The following is a 19,258-nucleotide window of genomic DNA, read 5'->3' on the forward strand; positions in this document are numbered from 1 at the left end:
TCAGCCCCCTTTTCCAGAGTGAACGAGCATCGTCATGCCGTCGAGCGCCGCAACCTGTGCGACGAACGAATCACCTCTGATCTCAAAGTTCTTATATTGATCGAAGCTTGCGCAAGCCGGGGATAACATAACGACATTGCCGGCCGTTGCATCTTTCTCCGCATCTGCTGCCGCATGCTGCACAGCCTTGTCCAGCGTGCCGGATATTTCATATGGCACCGCCTCGCCGAGTGTCGCGGCAAACTCCGCCGCCGCTTCACCGATCAGATAGGCTTTGGCGATGCGCGAAAACAGCGGCGACAGGCTGGTTATACCACCCGCTTTGGGCAGACCGCCGGCGATCCAGTAGATGCGGTCGAAACTCGAAAGCGCCGGTGCAGCAGCATCCGCATTGGTCGCCTTGCTGTCATTGACGAAGGTGACGTTGCCACGCCGTCCGACCGGCTGCATGCGATGCTTGAGGCCCGGGAAAGATTTGAGACCGGCGCGCACTTCGTCTTCGGAAACGCCGACCGCAAGGCAGGCAGCGATTGCCGCCGCCGCGTTCTGCGCATTGTGGCTGCCACGAAGCGTCTGGATACCGTCGAGATCGACCAGCAGCGACGACGTGCCGCCATGTGCCCGCAGGATGCGGCTGCCTTCGGCATAAAGACCTTCGGAAACGACGTTGCGCTTGGAAATGCGCTCCACCTTGACGCCAGCGCGCTCGATGCGGTCGGCGATCAGCGTCGAATGGCTGTCATCCACACCGACGATCGCAGTGTTGCTCCCCGCCACCAGCCGTTCCTTGACGTCGGCATAATGCTGCATTGTGCCGTGCCGGTCGAGATGATCCGGTGTGAGATTGAGAAGAATGCCGGCGGTCGGATTAATCGTCGGTGCGAGATCGATTTGGTAGGACGAGCATTCGACAACGTAGAAACGCTGCGCTTTCGGCGGATCGAGGCTCAGCACCGCCGTGCCGATATTGCCGCCGAGCTGCGTATCGCGGCCGGATGCCTTGAGAATATGGGCGATCAGCGCCGTCGTCGTGGACTTGCCGTTGGTGCCGGTAATCGCGATGAAGGGGCAATCCGGCGCATGGGCGCGGCGCTCGCGAATGAAAAGCTCGATATCGCCGATGATCTCAACGCCCGCTGCTTTCGCAAGGTCCACCGACCAGTGCGGCTTTGGGTGCGTCAACGGCACGCCGGGCGCCAGAACGAAGGAAGAAAACGAGGGCCAGTCTATCGTTCGAAGGTCCGCCGTCGTGATGCCTTCGGCCTGCGCCTTCGCAACGCTGTCGGGATTGTCGTCGAAAGCGATGACTTCCGCACCACCGGCAACCAGCGCCCGGGCCGTGACGAGACCTGAACCGCCAAGCCCGAAGAGGGCGACTTTCCTACCTTTGAACGACGTGACCGGGATCATCGCTCACCTCAGCTTCAGGGTGGCGAGGCCAAGCAGCGCGAGACCCACGGAGATGATCCAGAAGCGGATAACCACCTGGCTTTCGGTCCAGCCCTTTTTCTCGAAATGGTGGTGGATCGGCGCCATCAGGAAAACGCGCCGGCCGGTGCGCTTGAACCAGAACACCTGAATGATGACCGACAGCGTCTCCATGACGAACAGGCCACCGACGATGACCATGACGATCTCATGCTTGGTCGCGACAGCGATGGAGCCGATGAGGCCGCCAAGCGCCAGCGAACCCGTATCGCCCATGAAGATGGCGGCGGGCGGCGCGTTGAACCACAGGAAACCGAGGCCCGCGCCGATGACCGCACCGACGATGACGGCAAGTTCACCGGTGCCGGGAACGAAATTGATCTGCAGGTAATTGGCGAAAACCGCGTTGCCGGCGAGATAGGCAATCACGCCGAAAGTGGCAGCAGCGATCATCACCGGCACGATGGCGAGACCATCGAGGCCATCCGTCAGGTTCACCGCATTGCCGGCACCGACGATGACAAAAGCACCGAACAGCACAAAGAAATAACTCAGATTGATCACGAATTCCTTGAAGAAAGGAAAAGCGATGGAGCTGCCGAGCGTGCCGCCATGCGGCGCGGAAGCAAGCGCCATCTTCATCATGAAGAACACGGCAATCGCCGCGATCACGAATTCGATGCCGAGACGAGCCTTGCCGGAAAAACCCTTGTCGCTCTGCTTCGTCACCTTGAGATAATCGTCGTAAAAGCCGATTGCGCCGAAACCGAGCGTCACCATCAAAACAGCGACGACATAGACATTCGACAGGTCACCCCAGAGCAGCGAACCGCCGAGAATACCTGCAAGGATCATCAGCCCGCCCATGGTCGGGGTACCGGCCTTCTTGAAATGGGTCTGCGGCCCGTCAGCGCGGATCGGCTGGCCTTTGCCCTGGCGAACGCGCAGCGAGTTGATGATTGCCGGCCCGAACAGGAAGACGATCAACGCAGAGGTGAACATTGCGGCACCCGCCCGGAAGGTGATGTACCGGAAGAGGTTGAAGACTTGAACTTTATCCGACAGTTCGACGAGCCAGATCAGCATATTTGCCCTTTCAAAAGGCTATTTCAGACTTGGCGTTCCGTCTCGGGGAATGCCGGATACTTGTCAAGCAGGGCGGCGACAATCTTGCCGAAACCAAGCCCCAGTGACGATTTTACCATGAGCGCGTCTCCCGGTTGCACCCATTGCAGGGCGAAATCGGTGAGTTCCACTGTTGTCGGGAACCAGATGACGGTGACGCTATCCGGCAACGCATCGCGAAGAGCGGCCATCGCCTCTCCCGCCAGCCAGACATGTTCGATACCCGCCGCAAGCAGCGGCCCGGCCAGCTCCTCATGCAGCTGCGCGGAAAATTCACCCATTTCCAGCATGTCGCCGAGAACTGCAACGCGTCGGCCGTGGCCCTGCGTTTCGGTTTCCGCCAGCACGGCAATCGCTGCCCGCATGGAGGCCGGATTGGCATTGTAGCTCTCGTCGATCAACAGGAAGGAGCCGCCGTCGATTGTCAGGCGGTGGCGCTGGCCACGCCCTTTCACCGCCTCGAGTGTTCCAAGCGCCTCAAAAGCCCGGTCGAGATTGGCGCCGGTCACGGCAACAGCACCAAGCACGGCCATGGCATTGTCGGCGATGTGACGACCGGGAACGTTCAGGTGCAATTCGCTGGTCTCACCGTTCACGATCGCCCAGATGGTTGAACCCGAAGGCGTGCTTTCGAAATCGGCAAGCCGGAAATCTGCTTTTGCATGCTGCCCGAAGGTCAGAACATGCTCGATGCCCTGTTCCTGCGCGACCTCTTCAAGCTGCTCGAACTGGGCATTGTCGCGGTTGAGGATGACGGAGCCGCCCTCCTCCAGACCTTCGAATATCTCCGCCTTGGCGGCTGCGATTTCTTCTATGTTCTTGAAATTGCCGAGATGGGCAGCAGCGATGGTGGTGATGATCGCCACATGCGGGCGCACCATCTTCACCAGCGGGCGGATTTCGCCGGAATGGTTCATGCCGATTTCGAACACACCGAATTCGGTATCGGCGGGCATGCGCGCCAGCGTCAGCGGCACACCCCAATGGTTGTTGAAGGAAGCGACCGCCGCGTGAACCCGGCCCGACGGCTCCAGAGCCTGCCGTAGCATCTCCTTCGTCGTCGTCTTGCCGACCGAACCGGTCACCGCGATGATGCGCGCCGACGTTCTTTCACGTGCTGCAATTGCGAGCTTGCCGAGTGCGGCGAGAACATCCTCCACCACGATCATCGGCACGGTCAGCCGGCCGAGCGCTGGCAGCTTGCCTTCGGCCACGACCAGAAGGCCGGCACCATTTGCAACGGCAAAGCTGGTATAATCATGGCCATCGACCCGATCACCCTTGATGGCGAAGAAGGCCTCTCCGGGTTTAACGGTCCGGCTGTCGATGGAAATGCCGGTGATTCCGGTCGGCAGGTTGCCCACCGGGCGTCCTGCCGTGATGGCGATCATATCGGCGACTGTCCATAACCAGCTCAAATCTTCAATCCTTCCAGCGCAGCGCGCACCTGTTCATGATCGGAAAACGGCAGTGTCACGGAACCGACGATCTGCCCCTCTTCATGCCCCTTGCCCGCGACGATCAGCGTATCGCCGTTTGAAAGCAGCGACACCGCATGGTGGATCGCCTGCGACCTGTCGCCGATTTCCACTGCACCCGGCGCCGCCGCCATGACTTCGGACCGGATCGTTGCGGCATCCTCCGAGCGCGGATTGTCATCGGTGACGATGACGATGTCGGAAAGCCGCGTCGCTACTTCACCCATGATCGGGCGTTTGCCCTTGTCGCGGTCGCCGCCACAGCCAAAGACGGTGATAATACGGCCTGAAGTGAAAGGTCTGACCGAGGTCAGTACATTCTCCAGCGCATCCGGCTTATGGGCATAATCCACATAGGCAAGCGCGCCGTTCTTCGTCTGGCCCACGAGTTCCAGACGACCGGCAGCGCCGATCAGCTTTTCAAGCGCCTTCATCGCTACAGTGGCGGAAACGCCGGTGGACATGGCAAGGCCGGCCGCCACGAGAGCGTTGGCCACCTGAAAATCGCCAGCGAGCGGAATATCGACTTCGTAAATCACGCCGTCATGATGCACTTCGATCATCTGTTTATGACGGAAATGCTCCACCCGTTTCAGCGCCAGGTAATCGCCCTTGCGGCCGACAGTGCGAATATCAAGGCCCGCATCACCCGCGGCGCGGATCGCCTGCTGCGACCAGGGATCGTCGGCAAAGATCACCGCCGGCGCACCTTTTTCCATCAACGTGTCGAACAGCCGCATCTTCGCGGCCATATAGTCCTCAACGGTCGGATGATAATCCATGTGATCGCGGCCGAGATTTGTGAAACCGGCCGCTGCAAGCTTCACGCCATCGATGCGGCGCTGGTCGAGGCCGTGGCTCGAAGCCTCCATCGCCGCGTGCGTTACGCCTTCGGAGGCAAGCTCGGCCAGAAGTGCATGCAATGTCACAGGGTCGGGCGTCGTCAGCGCGCCATAATCCTCGCGGCCGGGCGCAATGACACCCGTCGTGCCAATCTGTGCGGCGGCATGGCCGGCAAAGGCCCAGATCTGCCGCACGAAAGAGGCGACCGAGGTCTTTCCAGCCGTGCCGGTGACGGCAACCATGGTTTCAGGCTGTTTTCCGTAGAACCGGGCTGCGGCAAGGGAGAGATAGAGGCGCGGGTCCGTAACGGCCAGCACCGGCACGTCAGCTTGCGCCGCATGTGCAGAAACGACGGCAACCGCACCCTTGGCAACCGCGTCCTTCACATAGGCCGCACCATCCGCCTTCGTGCCCGCAACCGCCACGAACAGGCTGCCGGGCTGAACCTTGCGGCTGTCTGCCGTTATTCCCCCGATTTCGATCGCCCCGATCTCAGACAGGAGCAATTCTTTCAATTCCGGAAACGCGTTTCCGGATATATCTCGCAAATTCATCGACTGTGTCCGTCTTGTCCCCCCGGCGCGAATCGCCGGAACATCATAAGCTCTAACAATCAATAAGACACGAGCAAGGCCGAGCCATCCTTGCCGAACTTCGGCTTCACACCCAGCACTGCCGCCGTGCGGGCGATGATATCGCGCACCATCGGCGCTGCGGACGTGCCGGCGAGTGCTGCGCCATTGCCCTTGTCCGTCTTCGGTTCATCAATGAAGGTCAACACCACATATTGCGGGTCGTCGATCGGGAAAGCCGACAGGAAGGCGTTGAAGTTCTTGTCGCGCACATAACGGCCATTGACGACCTTGTCCGCCGTGCCGGTCTTGCCGCCGACGTTAAAACCGTCGACGCGCGCATTGCGGCCGGACCCGTTCACGCCGTTCCATTCAAACAGGAAGCGCATGTCCTTGCTGGTGGTGGGCTTCAGAACCTGCTTTGCCACCATATCGGCCTGTTCGCGGGTGCGCGGCAGGAAGGTCGGCTCGATCAGCTTGCCGCCGTTGACGAGTGCAGCCCCGGCAACCGCCGTCTGCAGCGGCGTCGTCGAAACGCCGTGACCGAAGGAAATGGTGATGGAGTTGATCTTCTTCCATTCACGCGGCTGCGATGGCAGCGCTACCTCCGGCAATTCCGTCTGCATGCGGGTCAAAAGTCCAAGCTTCGTCAGAAACTCCTTGTGGCCTTCGGTGCCCACGGTGTCGGCGATCTTGGCCGTACCGATATTGGACGAAAACTGGAAGATTTCCGGGACCGACAAAACGCGGTTCTTGCCGTGGAAGTCCTTGATGGTGAAACCGCCGATCCGGATCGGATAACGGGCGTCGAAACTGTCACCCAGACGCACACGACCCGAATCGAGGCCCATGGCGATGGTGAAGGACTTGAAGGTCGACCCCATTTCGAACGTACCGTTCGACATGCGGTTGAGCCAGCCCTCTTTCGCCCCTTCGGCCGGGTTATTCGGATCGTAATCCGGCACCGAGGCCATGGCGAGGACTTCACCCGTATGCACGTCCAGCACCACGGCGCCGGCACCGATTGCCTGGAACTTGGCGATCGCCGACGTTACGACTTCACGCACGATGGACTGCACGCGCAGATCGATCGAAAGCTTTACCGGTTCCAGCGGTTGATCGCTGGTCATGCCAAGCGCCGTCAGATCGGCAAGTCCCTGATTGTCGACATAACGCTCCATACCCGCCACGCCGCGATTGTCGATGTTCACATGACCGACGACATGGGCAGCCGTTGGCCCACCCGGATAGAACCGGCGTTTTTCCGGGCGGAACCCCACACCGGGAATACCGAGCGCCAGAATCTGGCTCTGCTGTTTGGGCGTCAACTGACGACGCAGCCATTGGAAACGGGAATTTGAGGTGAGCTTCTGATAGGTGCCGCGCTGATCGAGATCAGGCAGAACGGTGCGCAGCTTCTCGATCGCCTCGTCGATATCGACAATGCGATGCGGCTCGGCAAATAGAGAGACAGTGCGGATATCGGTGGCGAGAACCTCGCCGTTGCGATCGAGAAGGTCCGGGCGCGACGCCATCAGCCGGTCTGCGGGCGCGATGCTCGAAACGGTTTCCTGTTCCGCCATGCCATATTGCACCAGACGACCGCCCACGACGCCGTAAAAAGCGACGAATCCGAAAATGATCAGGCCGACGCGGCTCTTCGCCTGCGCCGCCCTTTTCTTGCGGGCGCCCTCGAAAGCCGCATGGTCGGTATAAACGCCGGTCGTGCTGGCGGAAAAATGAGCCTTGCTCTTCAAAACCATGACGCGGGAGAGAAAAGACATCAGCGGTTCACCGATCCTGTTATCGTGTCATCCATGTCATCGGTTTCATCACCGGCAACGGCGGAGACGGCCGGAGCCGCTGGGGGACGGGAAACGCGTGCCCGCGGCGTCGGAACCGGGGCGCCATTGGCGGCGATCTGGCCCGCCGGCGGCGATTTCTTTTTGGTGGCCGCGCCAAGCGTCGCGCCCGGCTTGGAACCGTTGACGGCGGCGGCAATCACATCCTCGACGCTCATGCCTTCCGGCTCAGGCGGTTGCGGCAATTGCGAGCGCAGCATGGGCAGCTCGCGCGGCTGCGCCAATTGTGTTGGCAGCGTCGGCGAAAGACCAAGCTCGTCCTGATAGGCATTGACCAGACGATGCAGACGGTTCGGCTGCGTCAAGAGCGCCCAGTCGGCCCGCAGCAAATCGATCGTATCCTTTTCAAGCTTGATTTCGGCCTCGAGCTTGCGGACCTCTTCGAGCTTCAGATCGGCCTTGTGCTTGATCGAATAGGTGACGACGGCCGCCGCGACCATGACCCCCATCAAGATGACATCGAAAGTACGCAGCATATCAGCCTCCCATCTTTTCAAGGCTGGCGAGATCGGGAAGCTCGAAGATCGAGAAATCCGCCGCGCGCGCTGGCGCGGTCGTGCGCAGACCGGCCCGCAGCTTGGCTGAGCGGGCACGCGGATTGAGTTCCGCCTCCGCATCGCTGGCAGCGATCATCGGCTTGCCGATATTGTCAAAAATGGCGGGCTTGTCTTCAACCATCGGCAGGTGCCGGGAACCGGCGGCCTTGCCCGAACGGTCGGAGAAGAATTTCTTGACGATGCGGTCTTCCAGCGAATGGAACGTGACGACGACCAGGCGACCACCCGGCTTCAGGGACCGCTCTGCAGCGAAAAGCGCCTGTGCCAACTCGCCGAGTTCGTCATTGACGAAAACCCGAAGCGCCTGAAACACCCGCGTCGCAGGATGGATCTTGTCTTTCGCCTTGCGCGGCGTGACGATCTCGATGAGACCCGCAAGATCGCGCGTGGTGCGGAAGGGCTCGTCTGCCCTCCTCTTCTCGATGGCGCGAGCGATGCGGCCCGGCTGCTTTTCTTCACCGAGAAAACCGAAGATGCGGATGAGATCACCGACTTTCGCACGATTGACGACATCCGCCGCCGAAACGCCGGAAGCGGACATGCGCATGTCGAGCGGGCCATTCTTCTGGAAGGAAAAACCGCGCTCGGCCTCGTCGATCTGCATGGAGGAAACGCCGATATCGAGAACGACGCCGTCAAGGCCGCCTTCCGGCGCGTGCCTCGCCAGATCGGAAAATTGCGATTGAATGAGGCTTAACCTGCCGCCATTGGCGGCAACCATCGCCTGACCGCCGGCTATCGCGGTTGGATCGCGGTCAAGCGCGATGACGTTGGCGCCCTGATCGAGAATGGCCTGGGTGTAACCGCCGGCACCGAAAGTGCCATCAAGGATGATCGTTCCGGATGCGGGTTCAAGCGCGGCAATGACTTCGCGAAGCAGGACAGGGATGTGACGCTGAGGTCCGCTATCGGCATCAGAAGATCGTCCGCCAGAATTCGCCGCCATTCCGTGTCCCCGTCCTATGCGGGGCGAGCAGCCGAAAAACCGCGCCCCGCTCTTGCTTCCGCCTGCGCGCCCAAAAACGCATTCGGTTGCCAAAGCTGAAAATGATCCGCCCGTCCGACGAAGGTGACCTCGGTGGATATGCCGGTAAATTCCCGCACGAAATCCGTCACCATCAACCGACCTTCCTGGTCGAGCTTCATGAAGACACCGCCGCCGTGAACCAGCAGCGACATCGCGTTCGCTTCCGGCGAGAAGGCATCCATGGATGCGATCTGCCGCTCGTAGCGCTCCAGCAAATCCGGACCGCCGACACTGATTGCCGGGAAAGCGAAATCCTGAAGGCAATAAAGCTCCTGGATACCGCGCCTCACCAGCACCGAACGAAACGGAGACGGAACCGAAACGCGCCCCTTGGCGTCGATCCTGTTCGTTACGTTCGATAAAAAGCGGTCCATTACTCAACTCGCCCAAACCGCAATCCGCCAGACGAACCATCCGCCCCACAGACAACACCGGTACGCACGACACATCGCCAAGCGCCAGGGCAACATGCCCTGCAGCAGCCCCTTGCAGGCTCCTCACTCGTTTCAGCGATTGCGGGTCAAAAACACGACCCAGTGTGGTGTGTATTTGGGATATCATGGGACACTATGGGCGTCAATGGGAGAAGCCGGCACGATACCGACTTCGCATCGGAAATTCATAAGCCGTTAAGTTTAACGAATGGTTTACTTCGGCCGCAAAGACGCTTTTTCACGGCACGCCAAAGCGCGGTGAGATCGACATTTTTCCGTTTTGAAACAAGGAAATGATTTCGGCGGCGCCACTTTTGATCGCCGGCCGGACGAAGGCGCCTCTTCGCCCGGCTCACGGCCTCAGCCGGAATGGACAGAAAGCCACGTCACGATTGCGCTCTGCGCCACCGGCGACGGAAGTGCAGCGTCAGACTTCATCGGAAACACTTCGGCAAAAGGCCTGATGGCTTCAAGCGCCGCCCGATAAGCCGGGAATCGGCCCCAAATTTGCCCGGCAATTGAACCGCAAAAGGAATTGCTGGCCCCACGGACCGCAAACGTCACTTCACCGCAATGACAACCTTGCCCTTCGCACGACCGGTCTGGATATAGTCCAATGCCTCATTGGTCTTTTCGAACGGGAATATCCGATCCATCACCGGACGTATGTGGCCCGCCTCGATCAGAGCGGTAATCTTTTCAAGCTGCCTGCCATTCGCAGTCATGAAGAGAAAAGAATAGCCGATCCCCCGGCGTTTCGATTTCCTCCTGATGCCAAGGCTCAACAGGCACATGACCTGCCGAAGCGGCCAGCCGGAGCCATTCTGCCGTGCGAAATCCGGATCGGGTGGGCCGGAAATCGAAATCAGCTTGCCGCCCGGCTTCAGCACCGCAATGGATTTTTCCAGCGTGTCCTTTCCGAGGCTGTTCATCACGACATCATAACCGTGCAGCACTTTTTCGAAGTCTTCCTTCTTGTAGTCGACCACGACGTCTGCACCGAGACTTTTTACCAGATCCACGTTGGCTGTACTCGTGGTTGTGGCCACATGAGCCCCGAGATGTTTGGCAAGCTGGATCGCGATAGTGCCCACGCCGCCGGAGCCGGCATGGATCAGCACCTTCTGTCCCTTCTGCACATTGGCCCGCTCGACAAGCACCTGCCACGCGGTCAAGGCGACAAGCGGCAAGGATGCCGCCTCTTCCATGGTCAGATTATTCGGCTTCATCGCCACATCGGCCTCATCGATGGCAATATACTCGGCAAATGTCCCGATACGCGCCTGGTCCGGACGGGCATAGACCTCGTCACCGGGCTTGAATTTGCGGACATTGGCGCCAGCGCGGACCACAACACCCGCCACATCGTTGCCCAGCACCAGCGGAAGGCGGTACGGCAGGATGAGCTTGAAATCTCCGTCCCTGATCTTGTTGTCCAGAAGGTTGACGCTGGCGGCGCGGATTTCGACCAGAACGTCGTTTGGGCGCAATTCCGGCTCGGGGATTTCGCCGAGCCGCAATGCGCCGCCTTTCTTGTAGCGATCGATCAGAAATGATTTCATCGGACTAACTCTCGTTTCTGCGGCCGGCACCGGCAATAAAAGCTCAATCGGCAAGTCTGCTGAATTTCCGAAAGCTCCTGTCGACGAAGGACTCAGGCAGGAAACGGCGGATGAAGCGCGCCTGCCCCGCAGCTTTTCCGGCAGTATAGCGCCGTTTCGGCGATGTCGCATTGGCAGCCTCTAGAACGACTTTTGCGACCACCTCCGGGGCATCGCCCTTTCCAATGACGTCACGCATCAGTTTCTCGGCGTCCGCGCGAACGGTATCGTAAATCGCAAGCGGCCGGTCAGGCCGCGTGATGTTCTCTTCAAAGGGGGTGCGGGTAACGCCAGGCTCGACAAGCACGATGCGGATGCCCTGCGTCCGCACTTCGTGATCAAGGGATTCCGAATAACCTTCGACGGCGTGTTTGGTCGAGGCGTAGAGCGCATTATAGGGGGCGGGAATCAGCCCAAGGATGGAACTGAGGTTGACGATACGGCCGCGACGCTGCCGCCTCATGACGGGCAGGACGGCGTTCGTCATTCTCATGACGCCGAATACGTTGACGTCGAATACGGCCTTCGCCTGCTCCGTCGTCGATTCCTCCGCACCGCCCAGCAATCCGATCCCGGCATTGTTGACGAGAAGATCGATCCTTCCCGCGCGGCTCAGCACCTCATCCACCGCGCGCCGCACGGACGCATCGTCGGTAACGTCGCAGACCAGCATCGAAATTCCATCCTCGATATCGGGCATCGGCTTTCGGCTGGTGCCGAACACACGGTAACCGTCGCGCCGGAGCGCCTGCGCCGTCACCAGCCCGATGCCGGAGGATGCGCCCGTCACCAGGGCAATGCCGCGTTCTGTCTTGCTCATCTGCGTCCACTTTCATTTTGTTATGGAACAACAATGAGCATTGAGTTACTATCAAATCGATACAAAGTCACTACTAAAAAGATATCGACATGAAAAATCTCTCGGACCAGCCCTGCCTCATCGCCCGCAGCCTCGCCCTTGTCGGCGATGCCTGGAGCATGCTGATCATGCGCGATGCCCATGCGGGCCTCACCCGCTTTGATGATTTTCGCAAGAGCCTCGGCATCGCGCCGACGATGCTGACGGCGCGGCTTTCATCGCTGACCGAAGAGGGATTGCTGGTGAAACGCCGTTATTCCGATCGTCCGCCACGCTACGAATATATGTTGACGGAAGCCGGTCGCGATTTTCTGCCGGTGCTGTTTGCAATTGGCGCATGGGGAAACAAGCATCGCGGCGGCGGTGAGGTAACCCGTTTTTTCGACGCTGAGACCGGAACGGAAATCGATCCCGTCACCATAGACCGCGTGACCGGCGCCCCGGTCGGAACCCGTCCCATCCGTATCGAGAAACCCGAATGAGCACGCGTCGCAGAGAGTGATCACCTTCACCGCAAATGCTCCGGATTAGCAGCGGAGCATCGCACACAGGCAGGAAAATTCGCCAGTTGGCCTGTAAGCCGGGTTCTGTATGGCTCCGGTTTGACCCGGAACGTGGCAGCCATTCATCTGGGACGGCATTTGCATGCCGCCTCGCGCAACCCACCCGGATGACGGACCCGGAAACCGGCTGTAAACGGGCTTTCGCCCGTCCCGTGTCATCCCTATTCGGTCTTGCTCCCGGTGGGGTTTACCTTGCCACCACTGTCACCAGCGGCGCGGTGGGCTCTTACCCCACCCTTTCACCCTTACCATGCAAGGCATGGCGGTTTGCTCTCTGTGGCACTTTCCCTGGGGTCACCCCCGCCGGACGTTATCCGGCACCGTATTTCCGTGGAGCCCGGACTTTCCTCACCTTACCGTCTTTCGACATTGGTAAAGCGCGGCTGCCCGGCCAACTGGCATGGGCTGCATAACCATGTTCTGGAGCGAAAGCCACCGAAAAGCGCAATCAAGGATCAAAGAAATGCGGGCGTGAAATCCGTCGTGAAAGCACCGTCGGCGATTTCTCCATCCCGCAGCAGTGCGGCACCCAGCCGCCCGATCTCATCGGAACTCTTGGCCGCGGTTCCATTGCCGCCGGTCAGAACCGCGATACGCGGCGAGGCGGTAAAGCCGATGGCGGGATAACCGCTCCGCGTTTTGGAGACGACGCAGGCGGCCATCGAAACACGCGAAAGATCGACGGCAGGTACCAGCGTTCCGACGATGGCCGACAGGTGATCACGCACGCTTTCACGTCCGCCGGACCGGAACCATTCCCGGATTTCCGGATCGCTGCCAACCGCCTTGTCGTCGGGATCACCACCGATTTTGAGATAGAATTTGCCATCGGGATACCGCACCGGCGGCAGAAGATAGATATGTTTCGTGGTGTCGTGCGGCTCGTAGATCAGCGACGGCATAGCCGCATATTGCCCAAGATCTGCTTCATCAATCTCGAAGAAAGCGATGGTCCGCGCATAGACATTGAGTTCGACAGGCTTCGGCAGCAAATCTTTCGTAATCGAGAAACCACCGGCCGCCACCAGCACCCGATCTGCGGTATAAACCGCCCCCGAAGCCGTCTGCACCGAAGCGCGGCCATCCTCTTCCCGCGTCGAGACGACGATATCGTCGATCAGCGTGACACCGGCCTTTTCCGCCAGAATGGCCTGCGCCTTCACCAGCCCACGCGGGTTGACGTAACCGGCATTGTCCCTTTCGAACACGCCTTCACAGCCCGGTTCGAAGGAAAAATAGGGAAACCGGCTTTTCAGGCTTTCGCCGTCCAGCAATTCCGTTGCAACACCGAGCCGCGTCGCCGCTTTGCGAACATCATCGATAAAGGGATTATCCCCGCCCCGCTGAGGCCCCACCATCAGGCAACCGACCGGCGCGTAAAATTCCACGCCGCTTCTCGCGGCAATATCGGCATAACGCGCAATCGAGCGGTTGGCGAGCAGCGCCCAGTCGGCATCACCATCGATGGTGCGGGTAATCCGCGCTTCATCATAGTGACTGGCGAAAACGCCATGATGTGATTTGATATCGGCGGGTTCACCGGGGCCGATCAGCGCCACGCCATCCACCGTTTCGGCCAGATGTCGGGCAGCGGCGGCACCCATCATGCCGCGACCCACGACGATATAATTGAAATGTCCCGACATGCCGCCCTCTTCATTCACCCAGTTCGATAGCAACCTTGTAGCCGCTTCGCAGAGGCATGTCAGACGAAAACCGGCGACATTTCAGCCGCGAACTCATCCTCGGTCAGTTGACCGTTCAAAAGCAACACAGCGCCCAGCCGTCCGATCTCGTCCGAAGACTTGGCGGAGACGAAATTGCCGCCGGTCAGAACTGCGATATTGGAGGATTGCGTATAGCCGATATAGGGATAACCACTGCGGGTAATCGATGCGACACAGGAGCCGGAGGTCACGGGGCAGCCGGCAAGTTCGGGCATCAGCGACAGGGCTTTCCTCGTCAGGAATTCCACCTCGCCCGGCGTGCCGTCGGAATGGAACCAGTCCACCGCCTCGGCCAGTGTCTCGAGCCTGCCCTTCTCGCTTTCGCCGCCGATCTTCAGATAGACCTTGCCATCGGGATAGCGTACCGGCGGCAGGATGTAGACGATGTCGTCCTCCGTCTCCGCCAGCACGATGGTTGACGGCATGGCGCCGAACAGCGCTTGCCTTGTCTCATCGAGCTCGAAAAATACGATGGTGCGACCGGTGGCCGCCATATCGACCGGCGAAGGCAACAGCTCAGCCATATTGGTAAAACCACCCGCGGCCACGATGACCTTTTCAGCGGTGTGAACAGCACCTTCCCGCGTTACCACCTCGACGCCATGCGAGGTATCGCGAATATGCGCCGCGGTCTCACGCACCAAATGCGCGCCCTGTGCCTCGGCAATTGCGCATTGCGCCTTCACCAAGGCGCGCGGATTGATGTGGCCGGCATTACCGGCCTCGAAGCAACCACCGTGATCGGCAGGGAGCGAGAACATTGGAAACCGGCCAGCCAGCGCGTCAGCGCCGAGCGTTTCCACGCCAAGACCGAGACGGTCGGCAGAGGAAAGCGCCCGCGACATATAATCTCCGGCAAGCCCCTTGCCGTTTCCGGTAAACAGGCAGCCCGCTTCGGTGAAGAAACGGATGCCGCTTTTGGCTTCAATCTCCGCATAACGGCGGATGGAACGTTGCGCCAGTTCCGCCCAGACCGGATCGCCGTCAAACCCACGGGTAATGCGCGCTTCGTCGTAGTGGCTCGAAAATACGCCTTTGTGGGTCTTGCGATCGGCGGGCTCGGCCGGCCCGATCAATGCCACACCATCCGTTTGCGCCGAAAGGTGCCGCGCCGCGGCCGCACCCATCATCCCGGCCCCGACCACGATATATTTGAAATCCGGCATGACATGCTCCGTATCAGATTTATCCCTGACTACAGCATGCCCGCGCGAACCGGAATCGCTTTTCGCAAAAGCTTGGGGCGTTGTCGGATTTCCGGGCGGAAAAACCGGTTCCGCTTTTCCAGGAAATGCTTCCTGAAAAGATACGCAAAACCTCAGCTGGCCAGCAGCGCCTGCACCTTGCCGCAATAACGCTTGGACACCGGGTTCATCCGTGTGGCGCCATGGCCGGCATTATAACGCAGGATCGTGCTGCAAACCTGCCCGCCGCCAAGCTGGTGGGCGGTCGCCAGATATTGCATGCCCCAGCGAATATTGGTCTCGGGATCGTAGAGCGCCTTTGTCGTGCCGCGAAAACCCATCATGCGCGCCGTGGCCGGCTTGATCTGCATCAGCCCGACCTCGCCTGCGCTGCCGCGAGCCTTGGGGTTGAACCTGCTTTCCACCGAAACCACGGCATGCGCCAGATTGGTGGGAACGCCATAACGCTTGGCATATTTGACGATCAGATCGGAATAGTCGTTCTTCAGCGACGCAGGCAGACTCTTTTCCGGAATGGGATAACCGGGCTTGCGGAAGAAGGTCTCCAGCGTCACCGTTTTGGTCTTGACGTCCTCGTCTTTGGCAAAAGCAATCCCCGCCTGTGAAGCGAGCATAACAACACCCGCCGCAACAGCAACAACAACCCTGTTCATATGTAGAAAAAGTCTCCAGATCGGATGACTGAACCAATGAAGCGACACAAATATTCAGCGCCCGGAAAGTCGATCGCGACCTTCCGCAGTCCAGTCTCCTTGATTGATATTGACGGTTGGTTCCCCTGAAGAACGACACCGCATGCAGTGCTGTTCTTAAACTTCCTCAATGCGGATTAACTGTGGCACATCAAAAAAAGCGACTTGAACGCCCGGAAAACAGGGAACTATTTTCCAGAATTCGCGTTTAAGCGGCCGAAAATTTCGGCAGGCTGGCAATCAACCGGTGAAGCGTGTCGATGGTGGAAAAATCCGCGATGCCATCCACCAGAGCCGGACGGAAATGCCGCTGGAAGGCAGCAACGGCGCCTTCGGTCTTTTCGCAATAAGCGCCTGTTATTTCAACGCCATATCCATAAATGGACAGCATCGACTGAAGTGCTTCCACCGGCTGCCCATGGTCGCCGCGCTGGAAAAAGCGCCCGCCGCGGATCGGCGCAGGCTCCACCCAGTGACCGACACCGTTCTGCGACAGGATGTCCCACGGGAATTTTTCGCCCGGATCGACCTTGCGGATAGGCGCTACGTCCGAGTGGGCAAGCACCCGTTCAGGCGCGATATTCCAGCGCTGGCCGCAATCGCGACACAATTCGATGACGGCGTCGACCTGTTTCTTCGGGAATTCCGGCAAACCGCCGGGGTGGCCCTGATTGGCGATTTCGATGCCGATGGAGCGGGAATTGATGTCCTGATCCCCTGCCCAGGTGCTTTTGCCCGCATGCCAGGCGCGGCGGGTTTCCGGCACCATCTGGATGACGCGGCCGTCCTCGAAAACGAAATAATGGCTGGAGACCTGGCTTTCGGGATTGCAGAGCCACGACAGCGCGCCGTCCGCCGTCGTCATGCCGGTATAATGCAGAAGAATGATATCGGGGCCGACCACATCAAGTCTTTCGCCATGATTAGGCGACGGCGCAACGGCTGCGCCCGGAAAATCCGGGGTAAAATCCGGCAGACATTCACTCATGCGACGCGGCGTTCTTTCTCGATGGCCGCATAGGCGGCATTGAGAGCCGCCATACGCTCATTGGCGGCAGCATGCAATTCCATAGGCACGCCGCGTGCAATGAGCTTGTCGGGATGGTGTTCGGCAACCAGCGAACGGTAACGCTTGCGAATATCCAGAAAGTCGTCCGAGGGCGAAACGCCAAGCACACGATAAGGATCGCGCCCGTCCATATGGACATGCCGCGCCATGATCGTTTCGAAGTGGTCTTCGGTGATATGGAATATCTCAGCGATACGGCCAAGGAAGGCCAGTTCCCGCTCGTGGATCAGCCCATCGGCCTTGGCGATGTGAAACAGTCCGTCGATGACGCTTTCCAGCATCTCGCAATTATCGTGCCCGGAACCGCAGAGACCGGCAAGGCGCTCGGCATAGGCCTCGTATCCGGCAACGTCCTGACGCGCGAGATTGTAAAGACGGGCAACGTTTCGCGCTTCTTCTTCGGGAAAATCGAAGATTTGACGGAAGGCGCGCACCTCGGCGTCGTTGACGACGCCGTCAGCCTTCGCCATCTTGGCGGAGAGTGCGATAATCGCGACGGAAAAGGAAACCTTGCGCCGCGTCTCCGGGTCTCCTTCAAAGAGGGTGCGGATGGCTTCAACCACGCGTCCAAGCGCACCGCCTGCCGCGTCGCCGATTGCGCCGAGCAGCCGCTCCCACAGGGATGAAATTTGCAGACAGGCAAAATCGAACATCATGCCGTCAAGCATGACGGGATATTGCCGTGAATGCAATATGTCCGGCAGTGCTGCGGCATTAACTTTTATTCATCTTTGCGACAGTTTTGCTTCAGGAACAAGAAGGGGGCAAACGGCACGGCCGGGGTTTTCCACAGGTGACGCAAGCGGACACAGGCAGTTGGTGGCCTCGACGCGGATTGAAACGATTATATTCCGTCAGTTTCCTCAAGCCGCTGAAAAGCCGCGAGAAATCGGCGTTTTTCTTGATAAATTCACTTTACACCTACACGCGGCTGTCGCATCCATTTGCCAGACATGTCTTTGAGTTTATGCAAAAAGGAGAGCCATGATGGCCAAACAGAAAGTCGCAATGCTGACCGCGGGTGGCCTTGCGCCCTGTCTCTCTTCCGCCGTCGGCGGCCTGATCGAGCGCTATAGCGACATTGCGCCTGAGATCGACATCGTGGCCTATCGCTCCGGTTATCAGGGCGTTCTTCTGGGCGATCGCATCGAGATCACCAGCGACATGCGTGAAAAGGCCCCGTTGCTGCACCGATACGGCGGCTCGCCGATCGGCAACAGCCGCGTCAAGCTCACCAACGCCGCCGACTGCGCCAAGCGCGGACTGGTGAAAGAGGGCGACAATCCGCTTCGCGTCGCCGCCGAACGGCTGGCCGCTGACGGCATCACCATTCTCCACACCATCGGCGGCGACGATACCAATACGACGGCCGCCGACCTCGCCGCCTATCTCGGCGCCAACGGCTATAACCTCACCGTCGTTGGCCTGCCGAAGACTGTGGACAATGACGTGGTGCCGATCAAGCAGTCTCTCGGCGCATGGACAGCCGCTGAAGTTGGCGCGTCCTTCTTCGACAATGTCAGCAACGAACAGAGCGCTGCGCCGAAGACCTTCGTGATCCATGAAGTGATGGGCCGCCATTGCGGCTGGCTGACGGCGGCAACCGCGCGCGCCTATATCCAGAAGACCAGCGGCAATGAATATGTCGAAGGCCTGATGATGAACACGCAGATGAAGAATATCGACGGCATCTACCTGCCGGAAATGGCCTTCGACATCGAGGCGGAAGCCGAACGCCTGAAGGCGATCATGGACAGACACGGCTACGTCACACTGTTCGTTTCCGAAGGTGCCGGCCTTGATTCCATCGTTGCCGAACGGGAATCGTCTGGCGAAGCCGTCAAGCGCGACGCCTTCGGCCACGTGAAGATCGACACCATCAATGTCGGTGGCTGGTTCCAGAAGCAATTCGCCGGCCTCATCGGCGCCGAACGCTCCATGGTGCAGAAGTCGGGCTATTTCGCCCGGTCCGCGCCCGCCAATGGCGATGATCTGCGGCTCATCCAGGGCATGGTCGATCTCGCCGTCGAAAGCGCGCTCAACAAGGTCTCCGGCGTCACCGGCCATGATGAAGATCAGAACGGCAAATTGCGGACGATCGAGTTTCCGCGTATCAAGGGCGGAAAGCATTTCGACCTTTCTGCAAAATGGTTTACCGAAGTGATGGAACACGTCGGTCAACCGTTCACAGCGGCCTAATTTTACGATAGGCTAAT

17 protein-coding genes and 1 other RNA gene are annotated in these 19,258 nt (G+C 59.6%); 2 read left to right on the forward strand and 16 right to left on the reverse strand.

Features of this window, described 5'->3' with window-relative positions; genetic code table 11:
* From murD to CFBP6623_RS09550, 10 genes are all read right to left on the reverse strand, one after another.
* Positions 1 to 1,410: a UDP-N-acetylmuramoyl-L-alanine--D-glutamate ligase gene (gene murD, locus CFBP6623_RS09505; RefSeq protein ID WP_046798062.1), complete on the reverse strand. Its 1,410-nt coding sequence runs from the start codon at positions 1,408 to 1,410 to the stop codon at positions 1 to 3.
* Positions 1,411 to 1,413: 3 nt separating this feature from the next.
* Positions 1,414 to 2,514, reverse strand: a complete 1,101-nt coding sequence (mraY, locus tag CFBP6623_RS09510) for a phospho-N-acetylmuramoyl-pentapeptide-transferase (protein ID WP_046798061.1) — start codon at positions 2,512 to 2,514, stop codon at positions 1,414 to 1,416.
* 23 nt (positions 2,515 to 2,537) lie between these two features.
* Entirely contained in the window at positions 2,538 to 3,971 is a 1,434-nt protein-coding gene (locus tag CFBP6623_RS09515) for a UDP-N-acetylmuramoylalanyl-D-glutamyl-2,6-diaminopimelate--D-alanyl-D-alanine ligase (RefSeq protein ID WP_046798060.1), read from the reverse strand.
* Entirely contained in the window at positions 3,968 to 5,428 is a 1,461-nt protein-coding gene (locus CFBP6623_RS09520; RefSeq protein ID WP_046798059.1) for a UDP-N-acetylmuramoyl-L-alanyl-D-glutamate--2,6-diaminopimelate ligase, read from the reverse strand. Before CFBP6623_RS09520 ends, CFBP6623_RS09515 begins: the two co-directional genes overlap by 4 nt.
* 59 nt (positions 5,429 to 5,487) lie before the next feature.
* Positions 5,488 to 7,230, reverse strand: coding sequence for a peptidoglycan D,D-transpeptidase FtsI family protein (locus CFBP6623_RS09525; RefSeq protein ID WP_046798058.1), 1,743 nt, complete (start codon positions 7,228 to 7,230; stop codon positions 5,488 to 5,490).
* On the reverse strand, positions 7,230 to 7,784 hold the full coding sequence (gene ftsL, locus CFBP6623_RS09530; protein WP_046798057.1) for a cell division protein FtsL: 555 nt from the start codon (positions 7,782 to 7,784) through the stop codon (positions 7,230 to 7,232). The genes CFBP6623_RS09525 and ftsL overlap by 1 nt, the downstream gene beginning before the upstream one ends.
* A gap of 1 nt (position 7,785) precedes the next feature.
* Complete coding sequence (gene rsmH / locus CFBP6623_RS09535) at positions 7,786 to 8,811, reverse strand: 16S rRNA (cytosine(1402)-N(4))-methyltransferase RsmH (RefSeq protein ID WP_046798056.1); 1,026 nt, start codon at positions 8,809 to 8,811, stop codon at positions 7,786 to 7,788.
* A 14-nt stretch (positions 8,812 to 8,825) separates the two neighbouring features.
* Positions 8,826 to 9,266 carry a division/cell wall cluster transcriptional repressor MraZ gene (gene mraZ, locus CFBP6623_RS09540; RefSeq protein ID WP_046798055.1) on the reverse strand — a complete coding sequence of 147 codons (441 nt, stop codon included), beginning with the start codon at positions 9,264 to 9,266 and terminating at the stop codon, positions 8,826 to 8,828.
* A gap of 620 nt (positions 9,267 to 9,886) precedes the next feature.
* Positions 9,887 to 10,888, reverse strand: a complete 1,002-nt coding sequence (locus tag CFBP6623_RS09545) for an NADP-dependent oxidoreductase (RefSeq protein WP_046798053.1) — start codon at positions 10,886 to 10,888, stop codon at positions 9,887 to 9,889.
* Between the two features lie 43 nt (positions 10,889 to 10,931).
* Positions 10,932 to 11,747, reverse strand: coding sequence for an oxidoreductase (locus CFBP6623_RS09550; RefSeq protein WP_046798052.1), 816 nt, complete (start codon positions 11,745 to 11,747; stop codon positions 10,932 to 10,934).
* A gap of 89 nt (positions 11,748 to 11,836) precedes the next feature.
* Between CFBP6623_RS09550 and CFBP6623_RS09555 the strand changes: the two genes are divergently transcribed.
* A complete protein-coding gene (locus CFBP6623_RS09555; protein ID WP_046798051.1) occupies positions 11,837 to 12,268 on the forward strand; it encodes a winged helix-turn-helix transcriptional regulator in 432 nt (143 codons plus the stop codon).
* A gap of 78 nt (positions 12,269 to 12,346) precedes the next feature.
* Here the strand turns inward: CFBP6623_RS09555 and rnpB are convergent.
* From rnpB to CFBP6623_RS09585, 6 genes are all read right to left on the reverse strand, one after another.
* An RNA gene (gene rnpB / locus CFBP6623_RS09560) (RNase P RNA component class A) lies at positions 12,347 to 12,748 on the reverse strand.
* Positions 12,749 to 12,804: 56 nt separating this feature from the next.
* On the reverse strand, positions 12,805 to 13,995 hold the full coding sequence (locus CFBP6623_RS09565) for an NAD(P)/FAD-dependent oxidoreductase (protein ID WP_046798050.1): 1,191 nt from the start codon (positions 13,993 to 13,995) through the stop codon (positions 12,805 to 12,807).
* Positions 13,996 to 14,054: 59 nt separating this feature from the next.
* Positions 14,055 to 15,242 carry an NAD(P)/FAD-dependent oxidoreductase gene (locus CFBP6623_RS09570; RefSeq protein WP_046798049.1) on the reverse strand — a complete coding sequence of 396 codons (1,188 nt, stop codon included), beginning with the start codon at positions 15,240 to 15,242 and terminating at the stop codon, positions 14,055 to 14,057.
* Between the two features lie 152 nt (positions 15,243 to 15,394).
* Positions 15,395 to 15,934: a lytic transglycosylase domain-containing protein gene (locus tag CFBP6623_RS09575; RefSeq protein ID WP_046798048.1), complete on the reverse strand. Its 540-nt coding sequence runs from the start codon at positions 15,932 to 15,934 to the stop codon at positions 15,395 to 15,397.
* Positions 15,935 to 16,181: 247 nt separating this feature from the next.
* Positions 16,182 to 16,961 carry an N-acetylmuramoyl-L-alanine amidase gene (locus tag CFBP6623_RS09580; protein WP_046798047.1) on the reverse strand — a complete coding sequence of 260 codons (780 nt, stop codon included), beginning with the start codon at positions 16,959 to 16,961 and terminating at the stop codon, positions 16,182 to 16,184.
* Positions 16,958 to 17,698: a J domain-containing protein gene (locus tag CFBP6623_RS09585; RefSeq protein ID WP_035220735.1), complete on the reverse strand. Its 741-nt coding sequence runs from the start codon at positions 17,696 to 17,698 to the stop codon at positions 16,958 to 16,960. The genes CFBP6623_RS09580 and CFBP6623_RS09585 overlap by 4 nt, the downstream gene beginning before the upstream one ends.
* A 331-nt stretch (positions 17,699 to 18,029) precedes the next feature.
* Between CFBP6623_RS09585 and CFBP6623_RS09590 the strand changes: the two genes are divergently transcribed.
* Positions 18,030 to 19,241, forward strand: coding sequence for a pyrophosphate--fructose-6-phosphate 1-phosphotransferase (locus CFBP6623_RS09590; RefSeq protein ID WP_046798429.1), 1,212 nt, complete (start codon positions 18,030 to 18,032; stop codon positions 19,239 to 19,241).
* Positions 19,242 to 19,258 lie beyond the last annotated feature (17 nt).

Origin of the sequence: Agrobacterium tumefaciens (genome assembly GCF_005221385.1) — a bacterium.
Lineage (GTDB): Bacteria > Pseudomonadota > Alphaproteobacteria > Rhizobiales > Rhizobiaceae > Agrobacterium > Agrobacterium tomkonis.